Annotated in this window: 23 protein-coding genes and 1 tRNA gene; 19 read left to right on the plus strand and 5 right to left on the minus strand. The window is 65.0% G+C overall.

Going from position 1 to position 20,499, the window contains the following annotated elements:
• Window positions 1-69: 69 nt before the first annotated feature.
• From QJT78_RS22175 to hemB, 3 genes are all read right to left on the minus strand, one after another.
• Window positions 70-846: an arginyltransferase gene (locus tag QJT78_RS22175; RefSeq protein WP_014494765.1), complete on the minus strand. Its 777-nt coding sequence runs from the start codon at window positions 844-846 to the stop codon at window positions 70-72.
• 130 nt (window positions 847-976) lie between these two features.
• Window positions 977-1,516, minus strand: a complete 540-nt coding sequence (locus QJT78_RS22180; RefSeq protein ID WP_028152501.1) for an RDD family protein — start codon at window positions 1,514-1,516, stop codon at window positions 977-979.
• 315 nt (window positions 1,517-1,831) lie between these two features.
• Window positions 1,832-2,890, minus strand: a complete 1,059-nt coding sequence (gene hemB / locus QJT78_RS22185) for a porphobilinogen synthase (RefSeq protein WP_028152500.1) — start codon at window positions 2,888-2,890, stop codon at window positions 1,832-1,834.
• A 138-nt stretch (window positions 2,891-3,028) separates the two neighbouring features.
• Between hemB and QJT78_RS22190 the strand changes: the two genes are divergently transcribed.
• From QJT78_RS22190 to QJT78_RS22245, 12 genes are all read left to right on the plus strand, one after another.
• Window positions 3,029-3,532: a DUF6163 family protein gene (locus QJT78_RS22190; protein ID WP_028152499.1), complete on the plus strand. Its 504-nt coding sequence runs from the start codon at window positions 3,029-3,031 to the stop codon at window positions 3,530-3,532.
• A 521-nt stretch (window positions 3,533-4,053) separates the two neighbouring features.
• Window positions 4,054-4,572, plus strand: a complete 519-nt coding sequence (locus QJT78_RS22195; protein ID WP_011087797.1) for a MarR family winged helix-turn-helix transcriptional regulator — start codon at window positions 4,054-4,056, stop codon at window positions 4,570-4,572.
• Between the two features lie 199 nt (window positions 4,573-4,771).
• Window positions 4,772-5,008, plus strand: a complete 237-nt coding sequence (locus QJT78_RS22200; RefSeq protein WP_028152498.1) for a hypothetical protein — start codon at window positions 4,772-4,774, stop codon at window positions 5,006-5,008.
• Window positions 5,009-5,045: 37 nt separating this feature from the next.
• On the plus strand, window positions 5,046-5,267 hold the full coding sequence (locus QJT78_RS22205) for a hypothetical protein (protein ID WP_008131709.1): 222 nt from the start codon (window positions 5,046-5,048) through the stop codon (window positions 5,265-5,267).
• Window positions 5,268-5,551: 284 nt separating this feature from the next.
• Window positions 5,552-6,850: a serine hydroxymethyltransferase gene (glyA, locus tag QJT78_RS22210; RefSeq protein WP_028152497.1), complete on the plus strand. Its 1,299-nt coding sequence runs from the start codon at window positions 5,552-5,554 to the stop codon at window positions 6,848-6,850.
• A 15-nt stretch (window positions 6,851-6,865) separates the two neighbouring features.
• Window positions 6,866-7,348 carry a transcriptional regulator NrdR gene (gene nrdR, locus QJT78_RS22215; protein ID WP_007603426.1) on the plus strand — a complete coding sequence of 161 codons (483 nt, stop codon included), beginning with the start codon at window positions 6,866-6,868 and terminating at the stop codon, window positions 7,346-7,348.
• Entirely contained in the window at window positions 7,345-8,493 is a 1,149-nt protein-coding gene (gene ribD / locus QJT78_RS22220) for a bifunctional diaminohydroxyphosphoribosylaminopyrimidine deaminase/5-amino-6-(5-phosphoribosylamino)uracil reductase RibD (protein ID WP_028152496.1), read from the plus strand. Before nrdR ends, ribD begins: the two co-directional genes overlap by 4 nt.
• The gene (locus tag QJT78_RS22225; protein ID WP_028152495.1) at window positions 8,493-9,101 is read left to right on the plus strand and encodes a riboflavin synthase; all 609 of its coding nucleotides are present in this window, start codon (window positions 8,493-8,495) and stop codon (window positions 9,099-9,101) included. Before ribD ends, QJT78_RS22225 begins: the two co-directional genes overlap by 1 nt.
• A 184-nt stretch (window positions 9,102-9,285) precedes the next feature.
• On the plus strand, window positions 9,286-9,777 hold the full coding sequence (ribH, locus tag QJT78_RS22230) for a 6,7-dimethyl-8-ribityllumazine synthase (RefSeq protein WP_028152494.1): 492 nt from the start codon (window positions 9,286-9,288) through the stop codon (window positions 9,775-9,777).
• A 2-nt stretch (window positions 9,778-9,779) separates the two neighbouring features.
• Entirely contained in the window at window positions 9,780-10,277 is a 498-nt protein-coding gene (gene nusB, locus QJT78_RS22235; protein ID WP_028152493.1) for a transcription antitermination factor NusB, read from the plus strand.
• 138 nt (window positions 10,278-10,415) lie between these two features.
• Window positions 10,416-11,414: a thiamine-phosphate kinase gene (gene thiL / locus QJT78_RS22240; RefSeq protein ID WP_028152492.1), complete on the plus strand. Its 999-nt coding sequence runs from the start codon at window positions 10,416-10,418 to the stop codon at window positions 11,412-11,414.
• Window positions 11,415-11,650: 236 nt separating this feature from the next.
• Window positions 11,651-13,771, plus strand: a complete 2,121-nt coding sequence (locus QJT78_RS22245; protein ID WP_028152491.1) for a sodium-translocating pyrophosphatase — start codon at window positions 11,651-11,653, stop codon at window positions 13,769-13,771.
• Window positions 13,772-14,029: 258 nt separating this feature from the next.
• Here the strand turns inward: QJT78_RS22245 and QJT78_RS22250 are convergent, their stop codons facing one another.
• Together QJT78_RS22250 and bamE are read right to left on the minus strand one after the other, a co-directional pair.
• Window positions 14,030-15,031, minus strand: a complete 1,002-nt coding sequence (locus QJT78_RS22250) for a tripartite tricarboxylate transporter substrate binding protein (protein WP_028152490.1) — start codon at window positions 15,029-15,031, stop codon at window positions 14,030-14,032.
• A gap of 117 nt (window positions 15,032-15,148) precedes the next feature.
• Entirely contained in the window at window positions 15,149-15,634 is a 486-nt protein-coding gene (bamE, locus tag QJT78_RS22255) for an outer membrane protein assembly factor BamE (RefSeq protein WP_028152489.1), read from the minus strand.
• 98 nt (window positions 15,635-15,732) lie between these two features.
• Here bamE and QJT78_RS22260 point away from each other — a divergent pair, with 98 nt between their 5' ends.
• The 7 genes from QJT78_RS22260 (at window position 15,733) to QJT78_RS22290 (ending at window position 20,472) form a co-directional block, all read left to right on the plus strand.
• Complete coding sequence (locus QJT78_RS22260) at window positions 15,733-16,296, plus strand: ubiquinol-cytochrome C chaperone family protein (RefSeq protein WP_028152488.1); 564 nt, start codon at window positions 15,733-15,735, stop codon at window positions 16,294-16,296.
• On the plus strand, window positions 16,293-16,862 hold the full coding sequence (locus QJT78_RS22265) for a DUF177 domain-containing protein (protein WP_028152487.1): 570 nt from the start codon (window positions 16,293-16,295) through the stop codon (window positions 16,860-16,862). The genes QJT78_RS22260 and QJT78_RS22265 overlap by 4 nt, the downstream gene beginning before the upstream one ends.
• 298 nt (window positions 16,863-17,160) lie before the next feature.
• Window positions 17,161-18,222: a phosphate acyltransferase PlsX gene (plsX, locus tag QJT78_RS22270; RefSeq protein WP_028152486.1), complete on the plus strand. Its 1,062-nt coding sequence runs from the start codon at window positions 17,161-17,163 to the stop codon at window positions 18,220-18,222.
• Window positions 18,219-19,199 (plus strand): beta-ketoacyl-ACP synthase III, encoded by a 981-nt coding sequence (locus tag QJT78_RS22275; RefSeq protein WP_028152485.1) that lies wholly within the window; start codon window positions 18,219-18,221, stop codon window positions 19,197-19,199. The genes plsX and QJT78_RS22275 overlap by 4 nt, the downstream gene beginning before the upstream one ends.
• Before the next feature lie 134 nt (window positions 19,200-19,333).
• Window positions 19,334-19,675: an integration host factor subunit alpha gene (locus QJT78_RS22280; RefSeq protein WP_028152484.1), complete on the plus strand. Its 342-nt coding sequence runs from the start codon at window positions 19,334-19,336 to the stop codon at window positions 19,673-19,675.
• Window positions 19,676-19,699: 24 nt separating this feature from the next.
• Window positions 19,700-20,284, plus strand: a complete 585-nt coding sequence (locus QJT78_RS22285; RefSeq protein ID WP_028152483.1) for a MerR family transcriptional regulator — start codon at window positions 19,700-19,702, stop codon at window positions 20,282-20,284.
• Between the two features lie 110 nt (window positions 20,285-20,394).
• Window positions 20,395-20,472: transfer RNA gene (locus QJT78_RS22290), tRNA-Pro, on the plus strand.
• Window positions 20,473-20,499 lie beyond the last annotated feature (27 nt).

Consider the following 20,499-nt stretch of genomic DNA (forward strand, 5'->3'; position numbering starts at 1 on the left):
CAGAGACGGTTGGAGCCGAGAAGCCGCGGCGTACTGGATGCCCCGGTCAAGCCGGGGCATGACAGCGAGCTAATCCTGCGGCTCCGACGTCGCGTCACCTTGCGCATCGATGCGCAGCCAGCCGGAGGGCGCGAGGCGCTGCTGCGGCAGGAAGCGGGCCTTGTAGTCCATCTTCTTCGAGCCCTCGATCCAGTAGCCGAGGTAGACGTAAGGCAGCCCCTGGCGGCGGGCGCGGGCGATGTGGTCGAGGATCATGAAGGTGCCCATCGACCGGCTGACCTGGCTCGGCTCGAAGAACGAATAGACCATCGACAGGCCGTCGCTGAGCACGTCGGTCAGCGCCACCGCGATTAGCTCCTCACCGCGGCCGGTGATGCCGCTGTCGGGGCCGCGCTTGCGGTACTCGATGATGCGGGTCTCGACGTGGCTGTCCTCGACCATCATGGCGTAGTCGAGCACGGTCATGTCGGCCATGCCGCCATGGCGGTGGCGGGAGTCGAGATAGGCGCGGAACACCGAATATTGCTCGGAGGTCGGCACCGCACTGCGCTGCTCGCCGATGATGTCGGCGTTGCGCGCGATGACTTTCCGGAAGTTGCGGGAGGGGCGGAACTCGTTGGCGACCACCCGGACGGAGACGCAGGCGCGGCACTGGTCGCAAGCCGGCCGGTAGGCGATCGACTGGCTGCGGCGGAACCCGCCATGGGTCAGGAGATCGTTGAGGTCGCCCGCGCGCTCCCCCACGAGGTGCGTAAACACCTTGCGCTCATGCCGGCCCGGCAGATACGGGCAGGGAGAGGGCGCCGTGAGGTAAAATTGTGGGGTGTCGCGCGAGTGCTGGGTCAAGGGACGTCGTGGGCCTCCAAAGTGGGCATTAGCATCGCGCTACGAAGGCCCTCGGTCAATCGGTCTACTCGGCAGGTCAGATCAGTCAGTTTAGTCGGTCCTGGTTGATAGGTTCTTGATCATCAGGCTCTCAGTAGGTCCTTGCGGCCTGCGGCACGGGCGCGCGGACGGAATTGTTGATCACGACCGTTCCCAGCACGACATCATGCAGCAGGCGCCGGCGGCCGTTGAACAGCCCAACCAGCACCACGAAAGGTGTCAGGAACGAGACCGTCACCCAGAACAGCACGGCGTGGGTGGCGCCGAGCACGAAATAGCCGGGCGCGCCGTACCAGGTGCGCAACTCCAGATCCATCAAGCGCATGCCAATCGTCGCGGACGACGGACCGCCGACGCAGGCACCGTAATAGACGATCGCCCAAACAACGGAGGCCGGCCAAGCCAGCCAGAACAGCGCCCAGCCGATGCCGAGCGTTACGATGCCAAACAGCGCGATGAAGATGTAGCCGAGGATCACGGGAACGGAGATCACGACCATGTCGATCAGGAACGCGAACGCCCGCCGCGTCGCCACGCCACGGAACAATTCCGGGTGCAGATAGGGATCGTAGGCGTGCGGTTGCACCCCGCCGTCATTGCGCCAGGCATTGCCCGAGTCCGAATACGACATGGTCCGTTCTCCCAAGGGGAAACTCCCGTGGCAGGACATGGGAGCAAGTCATCCCCGTGCCAAGGGCGCGCGGGCGTCAACAAGCCGAAATATTCCGGCGATTCGGGGGCGGGGGACCGGTGCTCGAAGGGAATGGCGCTCGCGTGACATCCCCGCTGTCGTCCCCGCGAAGGCGGGGACCCATAACCACAGCAAGGAGTTTGGCGAAGATCCGCAGTTGATCCCTTCGCCGGTACTAATACCGCGCATCACTGATAGATCACGCGGTATGGGTCCCCGCCTTCGCGGGGACGACACCGGAGATGCAGCGCGCGCCTATAGCGCCCGCAGCTTCTCCGCCACCTTCGGCGCAAAATAGCTGAGCACGCCGTCGGCGCCGGCGCGCTTGAACGCCAACAGGCTCTCCATCATCGCGCGCTCGCCGTCGAGCCAGCCATTGTTGGCGGCCGCAGCGATCATCGCGTATTCGCCGGAGACCTGGTAGGCGAAGGTCGGCATCGCAAAGGTGTCCTTCACGCGCCGGACCACATCGAGATAGGGCATGCCGGGCTTCACCATCACCATGTCGGCGCCCTCGGAGATGTCGAGGTCGACCTCGCGCAGCGCCTCGTCGGTGTTGGCGCTGTCCATCTGGTAGGTGCGCTTGTCGCCGGTCAGCGTCTTGGCCGAGCCGAGGGCGTCGCGGAACGGGCCGTAGAAGGCGGAGGCGTACTTTGCCGCATAGGCCATGATCTGCACGTCGAGCAGGCCAGAACGGTCCAGCCCCTCGCGGATCGCGGCGACGCGGCCGTCCATCATGTCGGAGGGCGCGATGATGTCGCAGCCGGCTTCGGCCTGGACCAGCGCCTGGCGCACCAGCACGGCGACCGTCTCGTCGTTCAAAATCTTGCCGTCGGAGATCAGGCCGTCATGGCCGTGGCTGGTGAAGGGATCGAGCGCGACGTCGCAGAGGATGCCGATGTCGGGAAACTCCTTCTTGATCGCGCGCACCGCCTGGCAGACCAGGTTGTTCGGATTGGTCGCTTCGGAGCCTTCCTCGTCGCGCAGGAACGGATCGGTGTAGGGAAACAGCGCGAGGCAGGGGATGGTGAGCTTCATGGCGCGCTCGGCCTCGCGCACGGCCTGGTCGACGCTGAGGCGGTCGACGCCCGGCATCGAGGCGATCTGCTCGCGCTTGTTGTTGCCGTCGATCAGGAACAGCGGCCAGATCAAGTCGTCGGTGGTGAGCACGTTCTCGCGCACCATGCGCCGGGCCCATTCGGCCTTGCGGTTGCGGCGCGGGCGGACGGTCAGATCGAGGGCAGGGGAGGCTGCAGTGCCATCCCGGCGCGAAACCTCGCGCAATTCGATCGGACGTCCGTATTTGATCGCCATCATTCTTCCTCCGGCTGGAATTATTCTTATACCAGCTCGCATGGTTCCCGCCACCGCGGCTTGACCTGCCGCAAGGCAAAATTGAGGTCACTCGGGCAGCCGATTGATTTTGCGGGGCGAAGCAGCCAGAAGGGGACCATGTCCGAAATCTCCACCCGCGATGCGGCCCGCGACGGCGCCAGTGCCAGGGACGCCGCCAGAGACAACGCCAGAGACAACGCGATGTCGGTGGCGGCGATCTCGTCGGAGCGCCCCGAGTCCGACGACAATGTCTGGACGCGCCGGCTCGTGCTGTTCCTGCGCGTGATGGCGCTGCTGTCGGTTCTGAAGGGCCTCTATCACTGGGCCCAGGTCACGGGCTTCGTCGGCGGCGAGGACGAGGCGTTCGAGAACCAGTCGATGGCCTGGCAGGCCGCCACCGTCTATTTCGCCGTGATCGAGCTCGTTGCCGCGGTCGGCCTCTGGCTCGCGACGCCCTGGGGCGCGGTGGTGTGGCTGACGACCGTGGTGTCGATGGCGGTGATCGAACTGATGTTCCCAGGCATCTACGGCGGCAGCCTGATCGTCGTCGGTGTCGAGGCCTTCATGCTCGCCGCCTATCTCGCGCTCGCCTGGATGGCCGCGCGCGAGCGGCCGCCGTAGCGCGCTTACGATTTCAACGCACACTCTCTCGTGCCCCGGACGCAGCGCAGCACGCAGTGATGCGCTGCTGAGCCGGGGCCCAGCTCTCCACGATCTCGTTTGCGGCTTCTGGGTCCCGGCGCTGCGCTCCGCTTCGTTGCGCTTGTCCGGGACACGTGAGCGGCATTTCCGAAGTCGTGGCTTGGTTGACCGTTCGTTGCCTAAAATTCGAGGTAACTTTTCATTGACTCCGTGCATTCCGCCACAGCTCTTACGCGCCCGTTTCGAAACGGGGCGGCCCTGTACTGGAATGCGACAGAGGTGGCGGACGGAGGGTGAACAGGACCTTGCGAGGGTCAACAGACGGTTGCGAAAAGCCCTTGTGACACAGGCTTAATCCGCAATTCACTGTCTTAAATTCATGATCTCTTTATTCTCTTATTTAAGCCGATCTTCAAACGCCCCCCTTAAGTTGCACCTATCAGACGGAGCACAAGTTTCGTCGAATAAGTGTCGATAAAAACGACAACAGGGGAAGTGTCATGATGAAAGCCGTCGCAACTGCGGCAGATACGGCAGAGCGCGTCTCCGGCCAGCAGGGTTCGGTGCAGTCGCTCTATCTGGAAGCTTTGACTCTGGTGGAGCGGCTGCATCGCCGGCTCCTCGACGTCATCAAGGATGAATTCGATCGCCGCGGCCGTGCGGACATCAACTCGGTGCAGGCGCTCCTGCTTTACAACATCGGCGACAAGGAGCTGACCGCGGGCGAGCTGCGCACGCGCGGTTACTATCTCGGCTCCAACGTCTCCTACAATCTGAAGAAGCTCGTCGAGCTCGGCTTCCTCGATCATCAGCGCTCGCGCGTCGATCGCCGCTCGGTGCGCATCCGCCTGACCCCGCAGGGCCAGGAAGTCCGCCGCATCGTCGACTCCCTCTACCAGAAGCACGTCAAGACGGTGGAGCAGGTCGGCGGTATCTCGGGCGAGGAGTTCTCGACCCTCAACAAGTCGCTGCACCGCCTCGAGCGGTTCTGGACCGACCAGATCCTGTATCGTCTCTGAGTTCTTTACGACGGGACTTGGCCAAGCCGGCCCACAACAAGACCGGCAAGCCTCCCGAACGTGCCTGACCTCCCCAAGCGCGCCGGCCCGGCTCTGCCCGGACCGGTGCGTTTTGTCGTTTCGCGACTGCGAAATAATGACCCGGCCGGGCGGAACCAGTTCCCCGCACCGCAGTTGTTACTGCGGATCGGAGGATGCGATGCTGGTCGAGCGCGGGCTTCAGGCAATGAACGTCGAACTCGTGAGCGACGCTTATGCCATCGCAGCGAACTACCTCCGCCGCTCCGGCGCGATTCCCGACACGCTGGTCACCAACGAAAGCCTGCTCGAGATCATCATCAAGCTGCTCCAGCACGGCGAATTGAACAAGATCAGGCTCGCCAACAAGGCCATTGGCCGGTTCGAGGCCCAGTCCGGGGCCCGCGCGGTTGCCTGATCAAAACTCCCAAAATTCGACAGAACCAGAGGGTGACATGGAAGCTGCCATCGACCGCATCATGCAGACCTATGACCTGCTCGCGAACCGCACGTCCGCGGCGAGCGCGGAGGCGCGGGCCAAGGTCACGAACTATCTCAATACGTTGATGGAAGCCGGCGAGAAGGACACCCACAGGTTGACGGTGTGCGGACTGACCTATCTGCGCCAGCTCGACGGCAGCGTCGATCCCGTGAAGGCGGGGTATACCGGGCTGTAGGGGGCAGGTCCGGCCCGCCTCGGCCGGCGCCGGCACGGATTTCAAGGTCCGGATTTTAAGGTCCAAATCGGACCCTTCAGGACTGATCGGGGCGGACGGTTCAAGGAGCCGTCCGCTCGCTCGGACCCTTCAATCCCCACCATATCTTGCATAAATATCCGGCCCGACCCGCAAATACTTGGCCGGGGGCGGGTGATGTGGTAGATCGCGCTCGCCGCTTCCGATCGCCACACCAGACCGCCCGTAGCCCGCCAAAAGGCTGCGGCGGTGGAGATATTCGCAAGATGACCTCAGCCAGAACCGCCTCCGCGCCCGACTCGTTTTTCACCGCCTCGCTCGACCAGGCCGACCCGGAAATCGCCGCCGCCATCAAGGGCGAGCTCGGCCGGCAGCGCCATGAGGTCGAGCTGATCGCCTCCGAGAACATCGTCAGCCGTGCCGTGCTGGAAGCGCAGGGTTCGGTGATGACCAACAAGTACGCAGAGGGTTATCCGGGCGCGCGCTACTATGGTGGTTGTGAGTGGGTCGACGTCGCCGAGAACCTCGCGATCGATCGCGCCAAGAAGCTGTTCGGCGCCAACTTCGCCAACGTGCAGCCGAACTCCGGCAGCCAGATGAACCAGGCCGTGTTCCTGGCGCTGCTGCAGCCCGGTGACACCTTCATGGGCCTCGACCTCGCGGCCGGCGGCCATCTCACCCACGGCTCGCCCGTCAACATGAGCGGCAAGTGGTTCAAGGCCGCGCACTACACCGTGCGCCGCGAGGACCAGATCATCGACATGGACGCGGTCGCCAAGCAGGCTGAAGAGGTCAAGCCCAAGCTGATCGTCGCCGGCGGCTCGGCCTATTCGCGCGCCTGGGACTTCAAGCGTTTTCGCGAGATCGCGGACAGCGTCGGCGCGTACCTCCTGGTCGACATGGCGCACTTCGCCGGTCTCGTCGCCGGCGGCGTGCATGCCTCACCCGTGCCGTATGCCCACGTCACCACCACCACCACGCACAAGTCGCTGCGCGGTCCGCGTGGTGGCCTGATCCTCTCGAACGACGAGGCGCTCGCCAAGAAGCTCAACTCGGCGATCTTCCCGGGCCTGCAGGGTGGGCCCCTGATGCATGTGATCGCGGCGAAGGCGGTCGCCTTCGGCGAGGCGCTGCGTCCGGACTTCAAGATCTATGCGAAGAACGTCGTCGAGAACGCCAAGGCGCTGGCCGAGGCGATGAAGAGCCACGGGTTCGATATTGTCTCCGGCGGCACCGATAACCATCTGATGCTGGTCGACCTCAGGCCGAAGGGCCTGAAGGGCAACGTCTCGGAGAAGGCGCTGGTCCGCGCCGCCATCACCTGCAACAAGAACGGCATTCCGTTCGACCCCGAAAAGCCCTTCGTCACCTCGGGCCTGCGTCTTGGCACCCCGGCGGCGACGACCCGCGGTTTCGGCGTCGCCGAATTCCAGCAGGTCGGCGGCATGATCGCCGAGGTACTCAACGCGATCGCGCAGTCCGACGACGGCAAGGCGCCGCTGGTCGAAGCCGCGATCAAGGAGCGGGTCAAGGCGCTCACCGATCGGTTCCCGATCTATCAGTAAGGTCAAGGTACACGGATGCGCTGCCCGAACTGCAACAGTCTCGATACGCAGGTAAAGGACTCGCGTCCGACCGAGGACTCTTCCGTGATCCGCAGGCGGCGCGTGTGCGTCGCCTGCAATTTCCGCTTCACCACCTTCGAGCGCGTGCAGTTGCGCGAGCTCACGGTGATCAAGCGCAACGGCCGCCGCGTGCCGTTCGACCGCGACAAGCTGATGCGCTCGGTGTCGATCTCCTTGCGCAAGCGGCAGGTCGAGCCGGAGCGGGTCGAGAAGATGGTCTCCACCATCGTTCGCGAGCTCGAGACCGGTGGCGAGGCCGAGATCTCCTCCGAGGTGATCGGCGAGACCGTGATGGAGCATCTGCGCACGCTCGACGACGTCGCCTATGTGCGCTTTGCCTCGGTCTATCGCAATTTCCGCGAGGCCAAGGATTTTGCCGACGTGCTCGGCGAGCTCTCCGGTGAGGAGGAAGCGCGGCTCGCCGCGATCCGCAAATGATCTTCCGGATTCTGGAGGATCAGTTCGCGCAGAAGGCCCGCGAGTCCAAGGACGCCGATCGCCGCTTCATGCAGCTGGCGCTGGCGCTGGGCAAGCGCGGGCAGGGGCGCACCTGGCCCAATCCTGCCGTGGGCGCTGTCATCGTCAAAGACGGGGTCATCATCGGCCGCGGCTGGACGCAGCCAGGCGGGCGGCCGCATGGCGAGCCCGAAGCGCTGCGCCGGGCCGGCGAGGCCGCGCGAGGCGCCACGCTCTATGTCACGCTGGAGCCGTGCTCGCATTTCGGCAAGTCGCCGCCTTGCGCAGACGCGGTGATCGCCGCCGGAATCACGCGGGTGGTCGCGGCGATCGAGGATCCCAATCCGGAAGTCGCGGGCCAGGGTCATGCGCGTATGCGCGCCGCCGGCATCAATGTGGATGTGGGTCTGTGCGCGACGGAGGCGGCATTCGACCATGCCGGGCATTTTCGCCGCATCCGTGACAAGCGCCCGCATGTGATCCTGAAGCTCGCGGTCTCGCCTGACGGCAAGATCGGTGCGGCTGGCGGCAAGCCGCTTGCGATCACGGGCGAGGCCGTGCGCAATCGCGTGCATCTGCTCCGCGCGAAGAGCGACGCCATCCTGGTCGGCATCGGCACGGTGCTGGCGGATGATCCGCAGCTCAATTGTCGCCTGCCGGGCATGGAAGCGCGTTCTCCCATACGCGTCGTACTCGACCAGAATCTGCGCATTCCAGCCGCGAGCCAGCTTGGTCGTTCCGCGCGGGAGACGCCACTCTGGGTGATCGGCTCCGAGCTTGCGGAAGCCGCCGCCGCCACGCGGCTCGGAGCGGCCGGCGCTCAGATCATCCGCGTACCGCCGAGAAACGCTTCCGGGCTTGATCTTTCGGCCGTGCTGCATGTGCTGGCGGAGAAAGGCATCACGCGGCTGATGGTCGAGGGCGGCAGCCGTGTCGCGGCGTCCTTCGTCGCGGCCGACCTCGCCGATGAGATCTGGCTGTTCCGCGGAGCGGAAGAGGTCGGTCCGGGCGGCGTCGATGCGCTCGATGCATTGCCCCTGTCGAAAATCACGCAGTCGCAGGCCTATAAGGTTCATGCTAGCGAGACATTCGGCAAGGATACTCTCACCATCTACGAGCGCGCGTAATGTTCACTGGCATTGTCACCGATATCGGCGAGATCGTCGGCTTCACGCCAACAGCGCAGGGCCAGCTGCACAGGCTGCGCATCGCTTGCCGCTACGATCAGACCACCATCGCCGACGGCGCCTCGATCGCCTGCAACGGCGTCTGCCTGACGGTGGTTGCTTCCGGCGTCGAAGGCGGCAGAACCTGGTTCGACGTCGATGCCGCCGCCGAGACGCTGGCGCTGACGACTGCAAGGCACTGGAAGGTCGGCACGAGGCTCAATCTCGAGCGCGCGCTCAAGATTGGCGACGAGCTCGGCGGCCATATCGTCGCCGGCCATGCCGACGGTGTCGCCACCCTCGTCAGTCGCGAGGACCTGCCTGATATGGCGCGGTTCGAGCTCTCGACCACGCGGGAGCTCGCGCGCTTCATCGCCACCAAGGGCTCGATCACGCTCGACGGCGTGTCCCTGACGGTCAATACGGTGAGAGACGTGACCTTTTCGGTGCTGATCATCCCGCATACCCTGACGGTCACGACGATCGGCGGCTGGAAAGCGGGCGCCGAGGTCAATATCGAGGTCGACCTGATGGCCCGCTATGCAGCACGGCTGACGGAAATGAAGTGACGGCGGAGCCGTCATTCCGGGATGGTCCGAAGGACCAGACCACAGGTGCGCAATTGCGCACCTGGGAATCTCGAGATTCCGGGCTCGATGCTTCGCATCGCCCCGGAATGACAGTGTCTTTGAACTTGGCTTACATGCGTCCGGCGACTACATAGCGCCAACCTCTGTAGAACGGATTTAGACGATGGCAGACGCGCGACGCGCACCCCTGAAGGACCAGACCGACATTTCCGGCGCACGCGCGCTGATTATCGAGGCGCGGTTCTATGACGATCTCCAGGATGCGCTTCTGGACGCCGCGGTGACCGAGCTGAAGGCGGCCGGTCTGACGCATGACGTCATCACGGTTCCCGGCGCACTGGAAATCCCGGCGGCGGTCGCCATCGCGGTCGATGAGGCTGCGGCGAACGGCAAGCCCTATGACGCGGTGATCGCGCTTGGCTGCGTGATCCGTGGCGACACCATCCATTTCGAGATCGTCTCGCAGGAATCCTCGCGCGCGCTGATGGATCTTGCGGTTTCGCGAAAGCTGCCGCTGGGCAACGGCATCCTCACCGTCAACACCGAGGCGCAGGCCTGGGCGCGGGCGCGCGCCAGCGAGCTCAACAAGGGCGGCGATGCTGCGCGCGCCGCGCTTGCGATGTTGCGCATCAAGCGCCGGCTGGCGCGGGCCTGATCATGGTCGATAACAGCAAAAAGCCGCCGGCCGGCACCGAGAAGAAAGCGAACCGGCGCGGTGCGGCGCGGCTCGCGGCCGTGCAGGCGCTGTACCAGATGGACATCGCCGGCGCCGGCATCAACGACATCTTTGCCGAATTCGAGAGCCACTGGCTCGGCAACGAGGTCGAGGGCGATACTTACCTTCCGGCGGAAGCGGCCTTCTTTCGCGACGTGGTCTCCGGCGTCGTGCGCGACCAGAAGATGCTCGATCCCCTGATCGACGAGGCGCTGTCGAAGGGCTGGCCGCTGAAGCGGATCGAGGCCATCCTGCGCGCCGTGCTGCGGGCAGGGGCCTACGAGCTGCAGCATCGCAAGGACGTGCCGGGCCGCGTCGTCGTGTCAGAATATGTCGACGTCGCGAACGCCTTCGTCGACCGCGAGGAGACCGGCATGGTCAACGCCGTGCTCGACCAGATCGGCCGCCAGTTCCGCGGCGACGAGTTCGGGCGGGGGTAGTCACACATTCCGCTGTCATCACCCGCGAAGGCGGGTGATCCAGTACGCCGCGGCAGCGGTTATTGACATCGAGCGTCTCGGCGTACTGGATCGCCCGGTCAAGCCGGGCGATGACAGTGGAGTTTGGGGCTAGCGCCGATGACGAACGCACCGGAAACCTCCGCCGAAGACTCCCTCATCGCGCGCTATTTCAAGCCGCTGGCGACCGATCCCGGCGCGTTCGGATTGGTCGATGATGCCGCGGTCCTGTCCTCGTCCGGTGACGACATCGTGGTCACCACCGATGCCGTCGTCGAGGGCGTGCATTATCTTGCAACCGATCCGCCCGACACCATCGCGCGCAAGGCGCTGCGGGTGAACCTGTCGGATCTCGCCGCCAAGGGCGCGGCGCCCGCCGGCTTCGTGCTGACGCTGGCGCTGCGCAGCAAGGAGGATGGCTGGCTCAGGCCGTTCGCCGATGCGCTCGGCGAGGACAGCAGGACGTTCGCGTGCCCGCTGCTTGGCGGCGACACGGTGTCGACGCCGGGGCCGCAGATGATCTCGATCACTGCCTTTGGCCGCGTGCCGAAGGGACGGATGGTCGGCCGTACCGGCGCGCGGCCGGGCGACCGCATCCTGGTAACGGGAACGATCGGCGACGCCGCGCTCGGCCTCGACGTGCTCACAGGCGGCGCCGCGGCCGGGGCGCTCGCGTCCGAACCGCAAGCAAAGGCGATGCTGGTCTCACGCTATCGCGTGCCGCAGCCGCGCAATGTGCTGGCGCAGGCCGTGCGCGACCACGCGACGGCCGCGATGGATGTCTCCGACGGGCTTGCCGGCGATCTGGCGAAACTGTGTGCAGCGTCGGGCGTCTCGGCCACGGTTGACGTCGCGAACGTGCCGCTCTCGGCTGCTGCGGCCGGCCTGATCGCGCGCAACGCTATTTGCGTTGAGACGCTGCTTGCCGGCGGCGACGATTACGAGGTGCTGTGCACGGTACCGCCAGCCGAGAGCGATGCGCTGATTGCCGCGGGGCGGGCGGTAGGCGTGGCCGTCGCAGCAATCGGCACGATCGTCGCGGGCGGCGAGCGGCCGCGCTTCCTGGACGGGCAGGGTCAGGAACTGACCTTGAAGCGCCTGTCCTACAGCCACTTCTAGGAATTGCGCCAAGGCGGCGGCCAAGCGCTTGGGATTAGGTCTAAATACTTGCCGAGATCGGCTTTTTTGGCCTCATCCGGCGTTGCACCCTCAATTTGATTTTGGCAAGCTTGTGACCGACCAGGGCCACACCTTCGTGCAAGGGGCGGCCCTGTTCAAATAAGGGCGCCCACCGCATGACGGAAAAACAAAAGGCGCCGGGGGTACGTACATCAAGGATCTGAGGCAAAAATCACATGACAGCATTATGGTTGATAGTGCTCTGCGGAGTGCTTTCCGTCGTCTACGCGATTTGGGCGACGTCTTCGGTGTTGAGTGCGGATGCGGGGTCGCCGCGCATGCAGGAGATCGCGGGAGCGGTGCGTGAGGGCGCACAGGCGTATCTCCGGCGCCAGTACACCACGATCGGCATCGTCGGCATCGTCATCTTCGTGCTGCTTGTCTATTTCCTCGGGCTCTATGTCGCGATCGGTTTTGCCATCGGCGCCATCCTGTCGGGGGCGGCCGGCTTCATCGGCATGAACGTCTCGGTTCGCGCCAATGTGCGCACCGCCCAGGCAGCGACCACGTCGCTTGCCGGCGGCCTCGAGCTCGCCTTCAAGGCGGGCGCCATCACGGGCATGCTGGTGGCGGGTCTCGCGCTGCTCGGCGTGACCCTCTATTTCGGCTTCCTGGTCCACTCGCTGAAACTCGCACCCGATAGCCGTCTCGTGGTCGACGCGCTGGTGGCGCTCGGCTTCGGTGCCTCGCTGATCTCGATCTTCGCCCGTCTCGGCGGCGGCATCTTCACCAAGGGTGCCGACGTCGGCGGCGACCTCGTCGGCAAGGTCGAGGCCGGCATTCCCGAGGACGATCCGCGCAATCCGGCCACCATCGCCGACAATGTCGGCGACAACGTCGGCGACTGCGCCGGCATGGCCGCCGACCTGTTCGAGACCTATGCGGTGACCGCCGTCGCGACCATGGTGCTCGCGGCGATCTTCTTCGCCAAGACGCCGATCCTCATGAACATGATGACGCTGCCGCTCGCCATCGGCGGCATCTGCATCATCACCTCGATCATCGGCACCTTCTTCGTGAAGCTCGGGCCGAGCCAGTCGATCATGGGCGCGCTCTACAAGGGCCTGATCGCAACCGGCATCCTGTCGCTGATCGGCATCGCCGGCGTGATCTACTATCTGATCGGTTTCGGCAAGCTCGACGGCGTCGACTACACCGGCATGTCGCTGTTCCAATGCGGCATCGTCGGCCTCGTCGTCACCGCGCTGATCATCTGGATCACCGAATACTATACCGGCACCGACTATCGTCCGGTGAAGTCGATCGCCCAGGCCTCGGTGACCGGTCACGGTACCAACGTGATCCAGGGTCTCGCCGTCTCGATGGAAGCGACCGCACTGCCTGCGATTGTCATCATCGCCGGCATCCTGGTCACCTACAGCCTGGCCGGCCTGTTCGGCATCGCGATCGCGACTGCCACCATGCTGGCGCTGGCCGGCATGGTCGTCGCCCTCGACGCCTTCGGCCCGGTCACGGACAACGCGGGCGGCATCGCCGAGATGGCGGGTCTGCCGAAGGAGGTGCGCAAATCGACCGACGCGCTCGACGCGGTCGGCAACACCACCAAGGCGGTGACGAAGGGCTACGCGATCGGTTCCGCCGGTCTCGGTGCCCTCGTGCTGTTCGCGGCCTACAACCAGGACCTCAAGTTCTTCGTTGCGGACTCCGCGCACCATCCGTACTTCGCCGGCGTCAATCCCGACTTCTCGCTCAACAATCCCTACGTGGTTGTTGGCCTGCTGTTCGGCGGCCTGCTGCCGTACCTGTTCGGCGCGATGGGTATGACCGCGGTGGGCCGTGCGGCCGGCGCGATCGTCGAGGAGGTGCGTCGTCAGTTCCGCGAGAAGCCGGGCATCATGCAAGGCACCGACAAGCCGGACTACGGCAGGGCGGTCGACCTGCTGACCAAGGCGGCGATCAAGGAGATGATCATCCCCTCGCTGCTGCCGGTGCTGTCGCCGATCGTCGTCTACTTCCTGATCTACGTCATCGCGGGCGGCGGCGTGGCCGGCAAGTCGGCGGCGTTCTCGGCTGTCGGCGCGATGCTGCTCGGCGTGATCGTGACGGGCCTGTTCGTCGCGATCTCGATGACCTCGGGCGGCGGCGCCTGGGACAACGCCAAGAAGTACATCGAGGACGGCCATTTCGGCGGCAAGGGGAGTGATGCCCACAAGTCGGCCGTGACCGGCGACACCGTCGGCGATCCCTACAAGGATACGGCGGGACCGGCAGTGAACCCGATGATCAAGATCACGAACATCGTGGCCTTGCTGCTGCTGGCGATCCTCGCGCACTGAACGGCGCAGACGTGACAAGACAAAACCCCGCGGCGCGAGCCGCGGGGTTTTTGTTTTGGTGGGCCGGAGCCTCTCAACGCGTCATTCCGATAGCGGCCTCACCCTCGCTGTCATCGCCCGCGAAGGCGGGCGATCCAGTATTCCAGAGACAGCGGCGTAATGCGGAGAAGCCGCGGCGTACTGGATTCCCCGCCTTCGCGGGGAATGACAGCAGTAGGTGCGGGCGTTATCCCCCGCGCCAACGGCTCGTGTGAACGCCTACTGCACGTCCATCTGCAGGCCTTCCTTCTGGATGATGCCGGCGAACTTCTTCGTCTCGGCGTCCACGAAGTCGGCGAACTGCTGCGGCGTGCCGTAGTCGGCGCGGGCACCCATGGCGGCGATGTTTTTCTTGATGTCGTCGCGCTCCAGCATCGCCTTGACCTGAAGATTGAGCGCTTCCAGCACGGCGGGCTGCACACCCTTCGGCAGGAACACCGAGAACCACGACGACACGTCGAAATTGGCCAGCTCCGGCGCGCTCTCGCGCATGGTCGGCAGGTTCGGCGCGAGGTCGCTGCGGTCGGTCGTGGTGACGCAGAGGCCGGTGAGGGTGCCGTTCTGCACCTGCGGCAGGCTCGGATAGAGATTGTCGAACAGGATCTGGATGTCGCCGGCCAGCGCGGCCTGGAGCGCGGGGCCCGCGCCGCGGAACGGGATGTGCGTCATCTTCAGTCCGGTGAGCTGGAGGAACCAGGCGCCGGTGAGGTGAGGGCTCTGGCCGACGCCGGACGAGGCGTAGCTGAGCTTGTCCGGGTTGGTCTTCAGATACGCGATCAGCTCGGCGACCGACTTGATGCCGGTCTTCGGATGCGCCGAGACGATGTTCGGGATCCGGATCATGTTGGAGACCGGCTGCAGCTGGTCCGGCTTGTAGGTGAGGTTCTTGAAGATGCTGTAGGCGATCGCGTTCGGCCCGGGGTTGCCGATCAGGATGGTGTGGCCGTCAGGCTTGGCCCGGACGGCCTCGGCCGTGCCGATCGTACCGCCGCCGCCGGAGCGGTTCTCCACGACAGCGGACTGGCCCCAGGCGGTCTGCAGATGCGCGGCCAGCAGCCGGCCCATGACGTCGGTCGAGCCGCCGGCCGCAGCCGGCACGATGATGCGGACGTTTTCGGTGGGTTTCCAGTCCGCCAGGCTCGATCGCGGCAGGATCGCTGCGGCCGAGAGGCCGACAGCACCGGCGAGCACGCGACGGCGGGACAACAAAGTCTTGGGCACGAATCCACTCCCTGCTTCTTGTTTTGCAGGGAGCGTATGGAACCGGGCGCGTAACGGCAAGCCGCACGCGACGGCAAGTGCCGCGCGGAGGGCGGCACGACGCCGCAGGCTGAAGACTCAGTTAAAGCTGAGCAGCTTGAACAACGGCGTGAGGTAGTTCATCTCCTGACCCGACGTCGCCGTGGTCCGGCTGATGAAGTCGAAGATCTTGCCGTCCTGAAGGCCGTAATTCGCCAGCCGGCGTACGCGCCGGTTCTTGTCGAAATAGACCGCGATGACGCGCTGGTCGACCACCTTCTGGTTCATGAAGGCGACCATCCGCTCCGAGCGCTGCGAGATGTAGTAAAACACCTCGCCGTCGAGGGTTGCGACCGTGGAGGGCGTGCCCATCACGATCAGCACCTGGTCCTGGCTCGCGCCGATCGGAATCTGCTCCAGCGCGCCGGGCGGCAGGATGTAACCCTTCTGGAACTGCTCGCCGGTGCAGCCGGCAAGGGCGGCTCCGACCAGAGCGACGGCCGCGAGCATGCGCAAACCGCGCCAACGTGCATGAAGGCCGCGCGGCTTGTTGGCGCGCAGGCTGGTCTGGTTCGTTATCGTCATCGTGGAACTGATTCCGTCCCCTTGCGTCGCGCGAGGCGCTGAAGTACCGGGCGGAGACTACAATTGCAACACGCGCACGCCCGCTTGCGGAACCCACAATGGTTTGGCCGTTCAATCACTTCAGGAAACCCCGGCAAGCCCCGCGCGGCACCATTGAAGCCATCTATGGCATGATCGTGACGCAGGCGCGAGAACCCATATTTTATCGCGACTTGGGCGTGCCCGATACGGTTAACGGGCGTTTCGACCTGTTGCTGCTGCATCTCTGGCTGCTGCTGCGACGCCTGCGCACGGTCCAGGGCGTCAACCAAGCCGCCACCGAGCTGTCGCAGGCGCTGTTCGACCGCTTCTGCGAGGACATGGACGACAATCTGCGCGAGATGGGGATCGGCGACCAGACCGTGCCGAAGCGGATGCGGGCCTTCGGCGAGGCGTTTTACGGCCGCGTTCAGGCCTATGACCAGGCCATCGATGGGGGCGGCGAGGCGCTGGCGGCTGCCATCTGCAAGAATATCCTGAATGGGACCGGCATGGACCAGGCGCGGCAGCTCGCGGCCTACGCCCGGGCCGCCGAGGCCGATCTCGGCCGGACAGACGAGGCCACGTTGCTGCGTGCATCCTTCAAGTATCCCCCAGCGCTCACTGAGGACATCACGCGATGAGCCGACCGAACGCCGAATCCAGACCCGATCCCTGGCGGTCCCCCGTCATCGTTGCGCAGATCCCCGACACCGGCCTGCACCGCAAGCTCGAGGCTTCAGTCGCCGAGCGGCAGGCTATCGCCGAGGTCGGCGGTTTGCGGGAGGTGCTCTCCGCCCAGGCCGCTTTCGACGTCGTGCCCAAGAGTGGCGGCCGGATCCAGGTTACGGGGCACGTCCGCGCCCGGATCGGCCAGATCTGCGTCGTCACCCTCGATCCGATCGAGAGCGAGATCGAGGAGGACGTCGATCTGGTGTTCGCCCCCGAAGCCGAGGTTCGGAAGATGGCCGACCTGATCGAGGAGGGGCAGGACGACGCGGAGCCGCCGGAGGCGATCGATCCGCCGGAGGCAATCGTGAACGGCATCATCGATCTCGGCCGGATTGCCACCGACGCGCTGTTCCTGGCGGTCGATCCCTATCCGCGCAAGCCGGGTGTCGTGTTCGAGGCCGAGGTCACCGCGCTGGACCCCGAGGACCATCCGTTCGCGGCGCTGAAGGCGCTCCAGGACAAGAAGAAAGGCAAATAGCTGGGCATTCCCGGGGAGGATCGCTTCGCGAGGTGCGTCAGCCGCCTGTCCGAATGGTTTGATAGGTGCTCACATCTATTTGATTCTAATATGCTTATTGTGAATTTTCGTGGCCGCCCGCGGATCGCCCCGAATGCAAAAGGCTGGGGGCAAGAGGTTGTTTCGGGATAACAAAACGCTATTGTCGCGCCCCGGTCCGGGCGCCGCGTGGCGCCTGACCGGTCGCCATGTCCATGGCGGACCCATTTTGCGGCACCGCTCGTTCAAGACCGCACCAGACCAGGTTTCCAGGACTTTTATGCCAAGCAAGGTTCGCATCGCGCTTGACGCCATGGGGGGCGACGTCGGCGCCGCCGTGGTCATTCCAGGCGCCGCCATCTCGCTTCACAGGCATCGCGAGATCGAATTCCTGCTGGTCGGGGACCGCGCCAAGATCGAGCCCGAGCTCGAGAAGCATCCCGCCCTCAAGGCCGCTTCGAAGATCATCCATACCGACGTCGCCGTCGCCATGCATGATAAGCCGAGCCAGGCGCTGCGGCGCGGCCGCAAGACCTCCTCGATGTGGCTCGCCATCGACGCGGTGAAGAAGGGCGAGGCGGATGTCGTGATCTCCGCCGGGAATACCGGCGCGCTGATGGCGATGTCGCGCTTCCACCTGCGCACGCTGCCGGGCATCGACCGCCCCGCGATTGCCGGGGTATGGCCGACCAAGCGCGGCGAATCGGTCGTGCTCGACCTCGGTGCCACCATCGGTGGCGACGCACACCATCTGGTGTCGCTCGCCGTCATGGGCGCCGCGATGGCGAGCGTGCTGTTCGACAAGCCCCGGCCCACGGTCGGCCTGCTCAATATCGGGACCGAGGAGATCAAGGGGCACGAGGAGATCCGCGAGGCCGGCGACAGGCTGCGTGCGGTGAACCTGCCGGAGCTCGATTATCTCGGCTTCGTCGAGGGGGATGGTATCGGCAAAGGGCTGGCCGACGTCATCGTCACCGAAGGATTCAGCGGCAATATCGCGCTCAAGGCTGCCGAGGGAACCGCACGGCAGATGGCGGAATTACTCCGTAACGAGATGCAGCGGAGCTGGCTGTCCAAGCTCGGCTACCTCCTGGCGCGCAGCGCCTTCCAGGCCCTGCGGGACAAGATGGACCCGAACAAGTCCAACGGCGGCGTGTTCCTTGGATTGAACGGGATCGTGGTCAAGAGCCATGGCGGAATCAGCGCCGAAGGCTTTGCCTATGCGATCGATGTTGGCTATGAGATGGCTCACTACGATCTCCTGAACAAGATCAATCAGATGCTCAACCGCGAGGGTGGCGCACTTAGTTCCGTGCAGACCGCGCCGGAGGATGTTTCGTGACTCAAATTCGTTCGGTCGTGCTGGGCTGCGGCTCTTATTTGCCGGAGCAGGTGGTGACCAACGCCCAGCTGGCGGCGCGCATCGACACGTCCGACGAATGGATCGTGCAGCGCACCGGCATTCGCGAGCGGCATATCGCGGCCGAGGGCGAGTTCACCTCACATCTGGCGATCAAGGCGGCACAGGCTGCGCTCAGCGACGCCGGCGTGGACGCGCAGTCGATCGAGCTGATCGTGCTGGCGACCTCGACGCCTGACAACACCTTCCCCGCAACCGCGGTCGCAGTGCAGCACGCGCTCGGCATCAACCATGGCGCGGCGTTCGATCTCCAGGCGGTGTGCTCGGGCTTCGTGTTCGCGCTCGCCACCGCCGACAATTTCCTGCGCACCGGCGCCTTCAAGCGCGCGCTGGTGATCGGCGCCGAGACCTTCTCGCGCATCCTCGACTGGAACGACCGCGGCACCTGCGTGCTGTTCGGCGACGGTGCCGGTGCGGTGGTGCTGGAGGCACAGGAGGAGCCGGGCAATGCCGCGACCGACCGCGGCGTCGTGACCACTCACCTGCGCTCCGACGGCCGCCACAAGGCAAAGCTGTTCGTCGACGGCGGTCCGTCCTCGACCCAGACCGTCGGCCATCTGCGCATGGAGGGCCGCGAGGTCTTCAAGCACGCGGTCGGCATGATCACCGACGTGATCGTCGACGCCTTCCAGACCACCGGGCTCAATGCCGACAGCATCGACTGGTTCGTACCGCACCAGGCCAACAAGCGAATCATCGACGCCTCCGCCCACAAACTCCACATCGCGCCGGAGAAGGTGGTGCTGACGGTGGACCGCCACGGCAACACCTCGGCGGCCTCGATCCCGCTGGCGCTGTCGGTGGCGCGCAAGGACGGCCGCATCAAGCGCGGCGACATGGTTTTGCTGGAGGCGATGGGCGGCGGCTTCACCTGGGGCTCCGCGCTGGTGCGCTGGTAGCGCCACAATCGATAAAATTTTGCCGGAATTAGCCGCCATTATCGATGCGTCTGCATTGATGAGCGCTGTTGACCGGCGTATCGTAACCTCATAATTTCAGACAACAATTGTTCGCCGTGATGTGGGGCAGGGCGATGACCGACCAAAGCAAAACCGTAACGCGTGTTGATCTCTGCGAGGCCGTCTACCAGAAGGTGGGCCTGTCGCGCACGGAATCGTCTGCGTTCGTGGAACTCGTCCTGAAGGAGATCACCGACTGCCTCGAGAAGGGCGAGACGGTGAAATTGTCCTCTTTCGGCTCCTTCATGGTCCGCAAGAAGGGTCAGCGTATCGGTCGCAATCCGAAGACCGGCACCGAGGTGCCGATCTCGCCGCGCCGTGTCATGGTGTTCAAGCCGTCGGCGATCCTGAAGCAGCGGATCAACACCCAGCATCGCGGCAATGGCGACGCCAGCAAGGCTCAACCCGAGGCGTAACCGCCTGCGCGAAGGATTTGGCATTTGGACAAGGCGCCGGATGCGTTCCGAACCATCAGCGAAGTAGCGCAGGAACTCGACATTCCGCAGCACGTGCTGCGGTTCTGGGAGACCCGATTCTCCCAGATCAAGCCGATGAAGCGCAGCGGCGGCCGCCGCTATTACCGCCCTGACGACGTCGACCTGCTCAAGGGCATCCGCCGCCTGCTCTACGGGGAGGGCTACACCATCCGCGGGGTGCAGCGGATCCTCAAGGAGCACGGCGTCAAGTCGGTGCAGGGCCTCGCCGACGGCGCGGCCGCGGTCTCGTTCGGGGCCATCGAGGATGCCATCGGCGCGAGCCTGATGGAGCCCGACGACGACGACGAGGCGCCCATCAAGGGCGCCACGGATGCCGATGAAGACGACTACCAGGGCGACGAGGAGGAAGGCATCGACTTCCGCTTCACGGAGGTCGACGACGAGGACATCCTCACCACCTTCCGCAAGGGCGGCACCCCCGCCGCACCTGCCGGCCCCAGCGCCATCGACCGGGAGCGGCTCGGACGGGTGCTCGCTGACCTCGTCGCGTGCCGGGAGATGCTGGATCAGGCGCTGAAGGACGGCTAGGGGCGCTTTTCGCGAGCTTTGCCGGCAGTTCCGGGGCTGTGGGCACGGACGCCAAAATGCTGCGACCTCGCCTTGCGCAAAGCGGCGATCCTAGCTAATGGAACGACGTTCGGAGCGTGGCGCAGCCCGGTTAGCGCACTAGTCTGGGAGACTAGGGGTCGGAGGTTCAAATCCTCTCGCTCCGACCAATTAAATCAAGGCTTTAGCCGGAAGTC

Source organism: Bradyrhizobium sp. Mp27, assembly GCF_029953005.1.
GTDB classification, from domain to species: Bacteria; Pseudomonadota; Alphaproteobacteria; order Rhizobiales; family Xanthobacteraceae; genus Bradyrhizobium; species Bradyrhizobium barranii.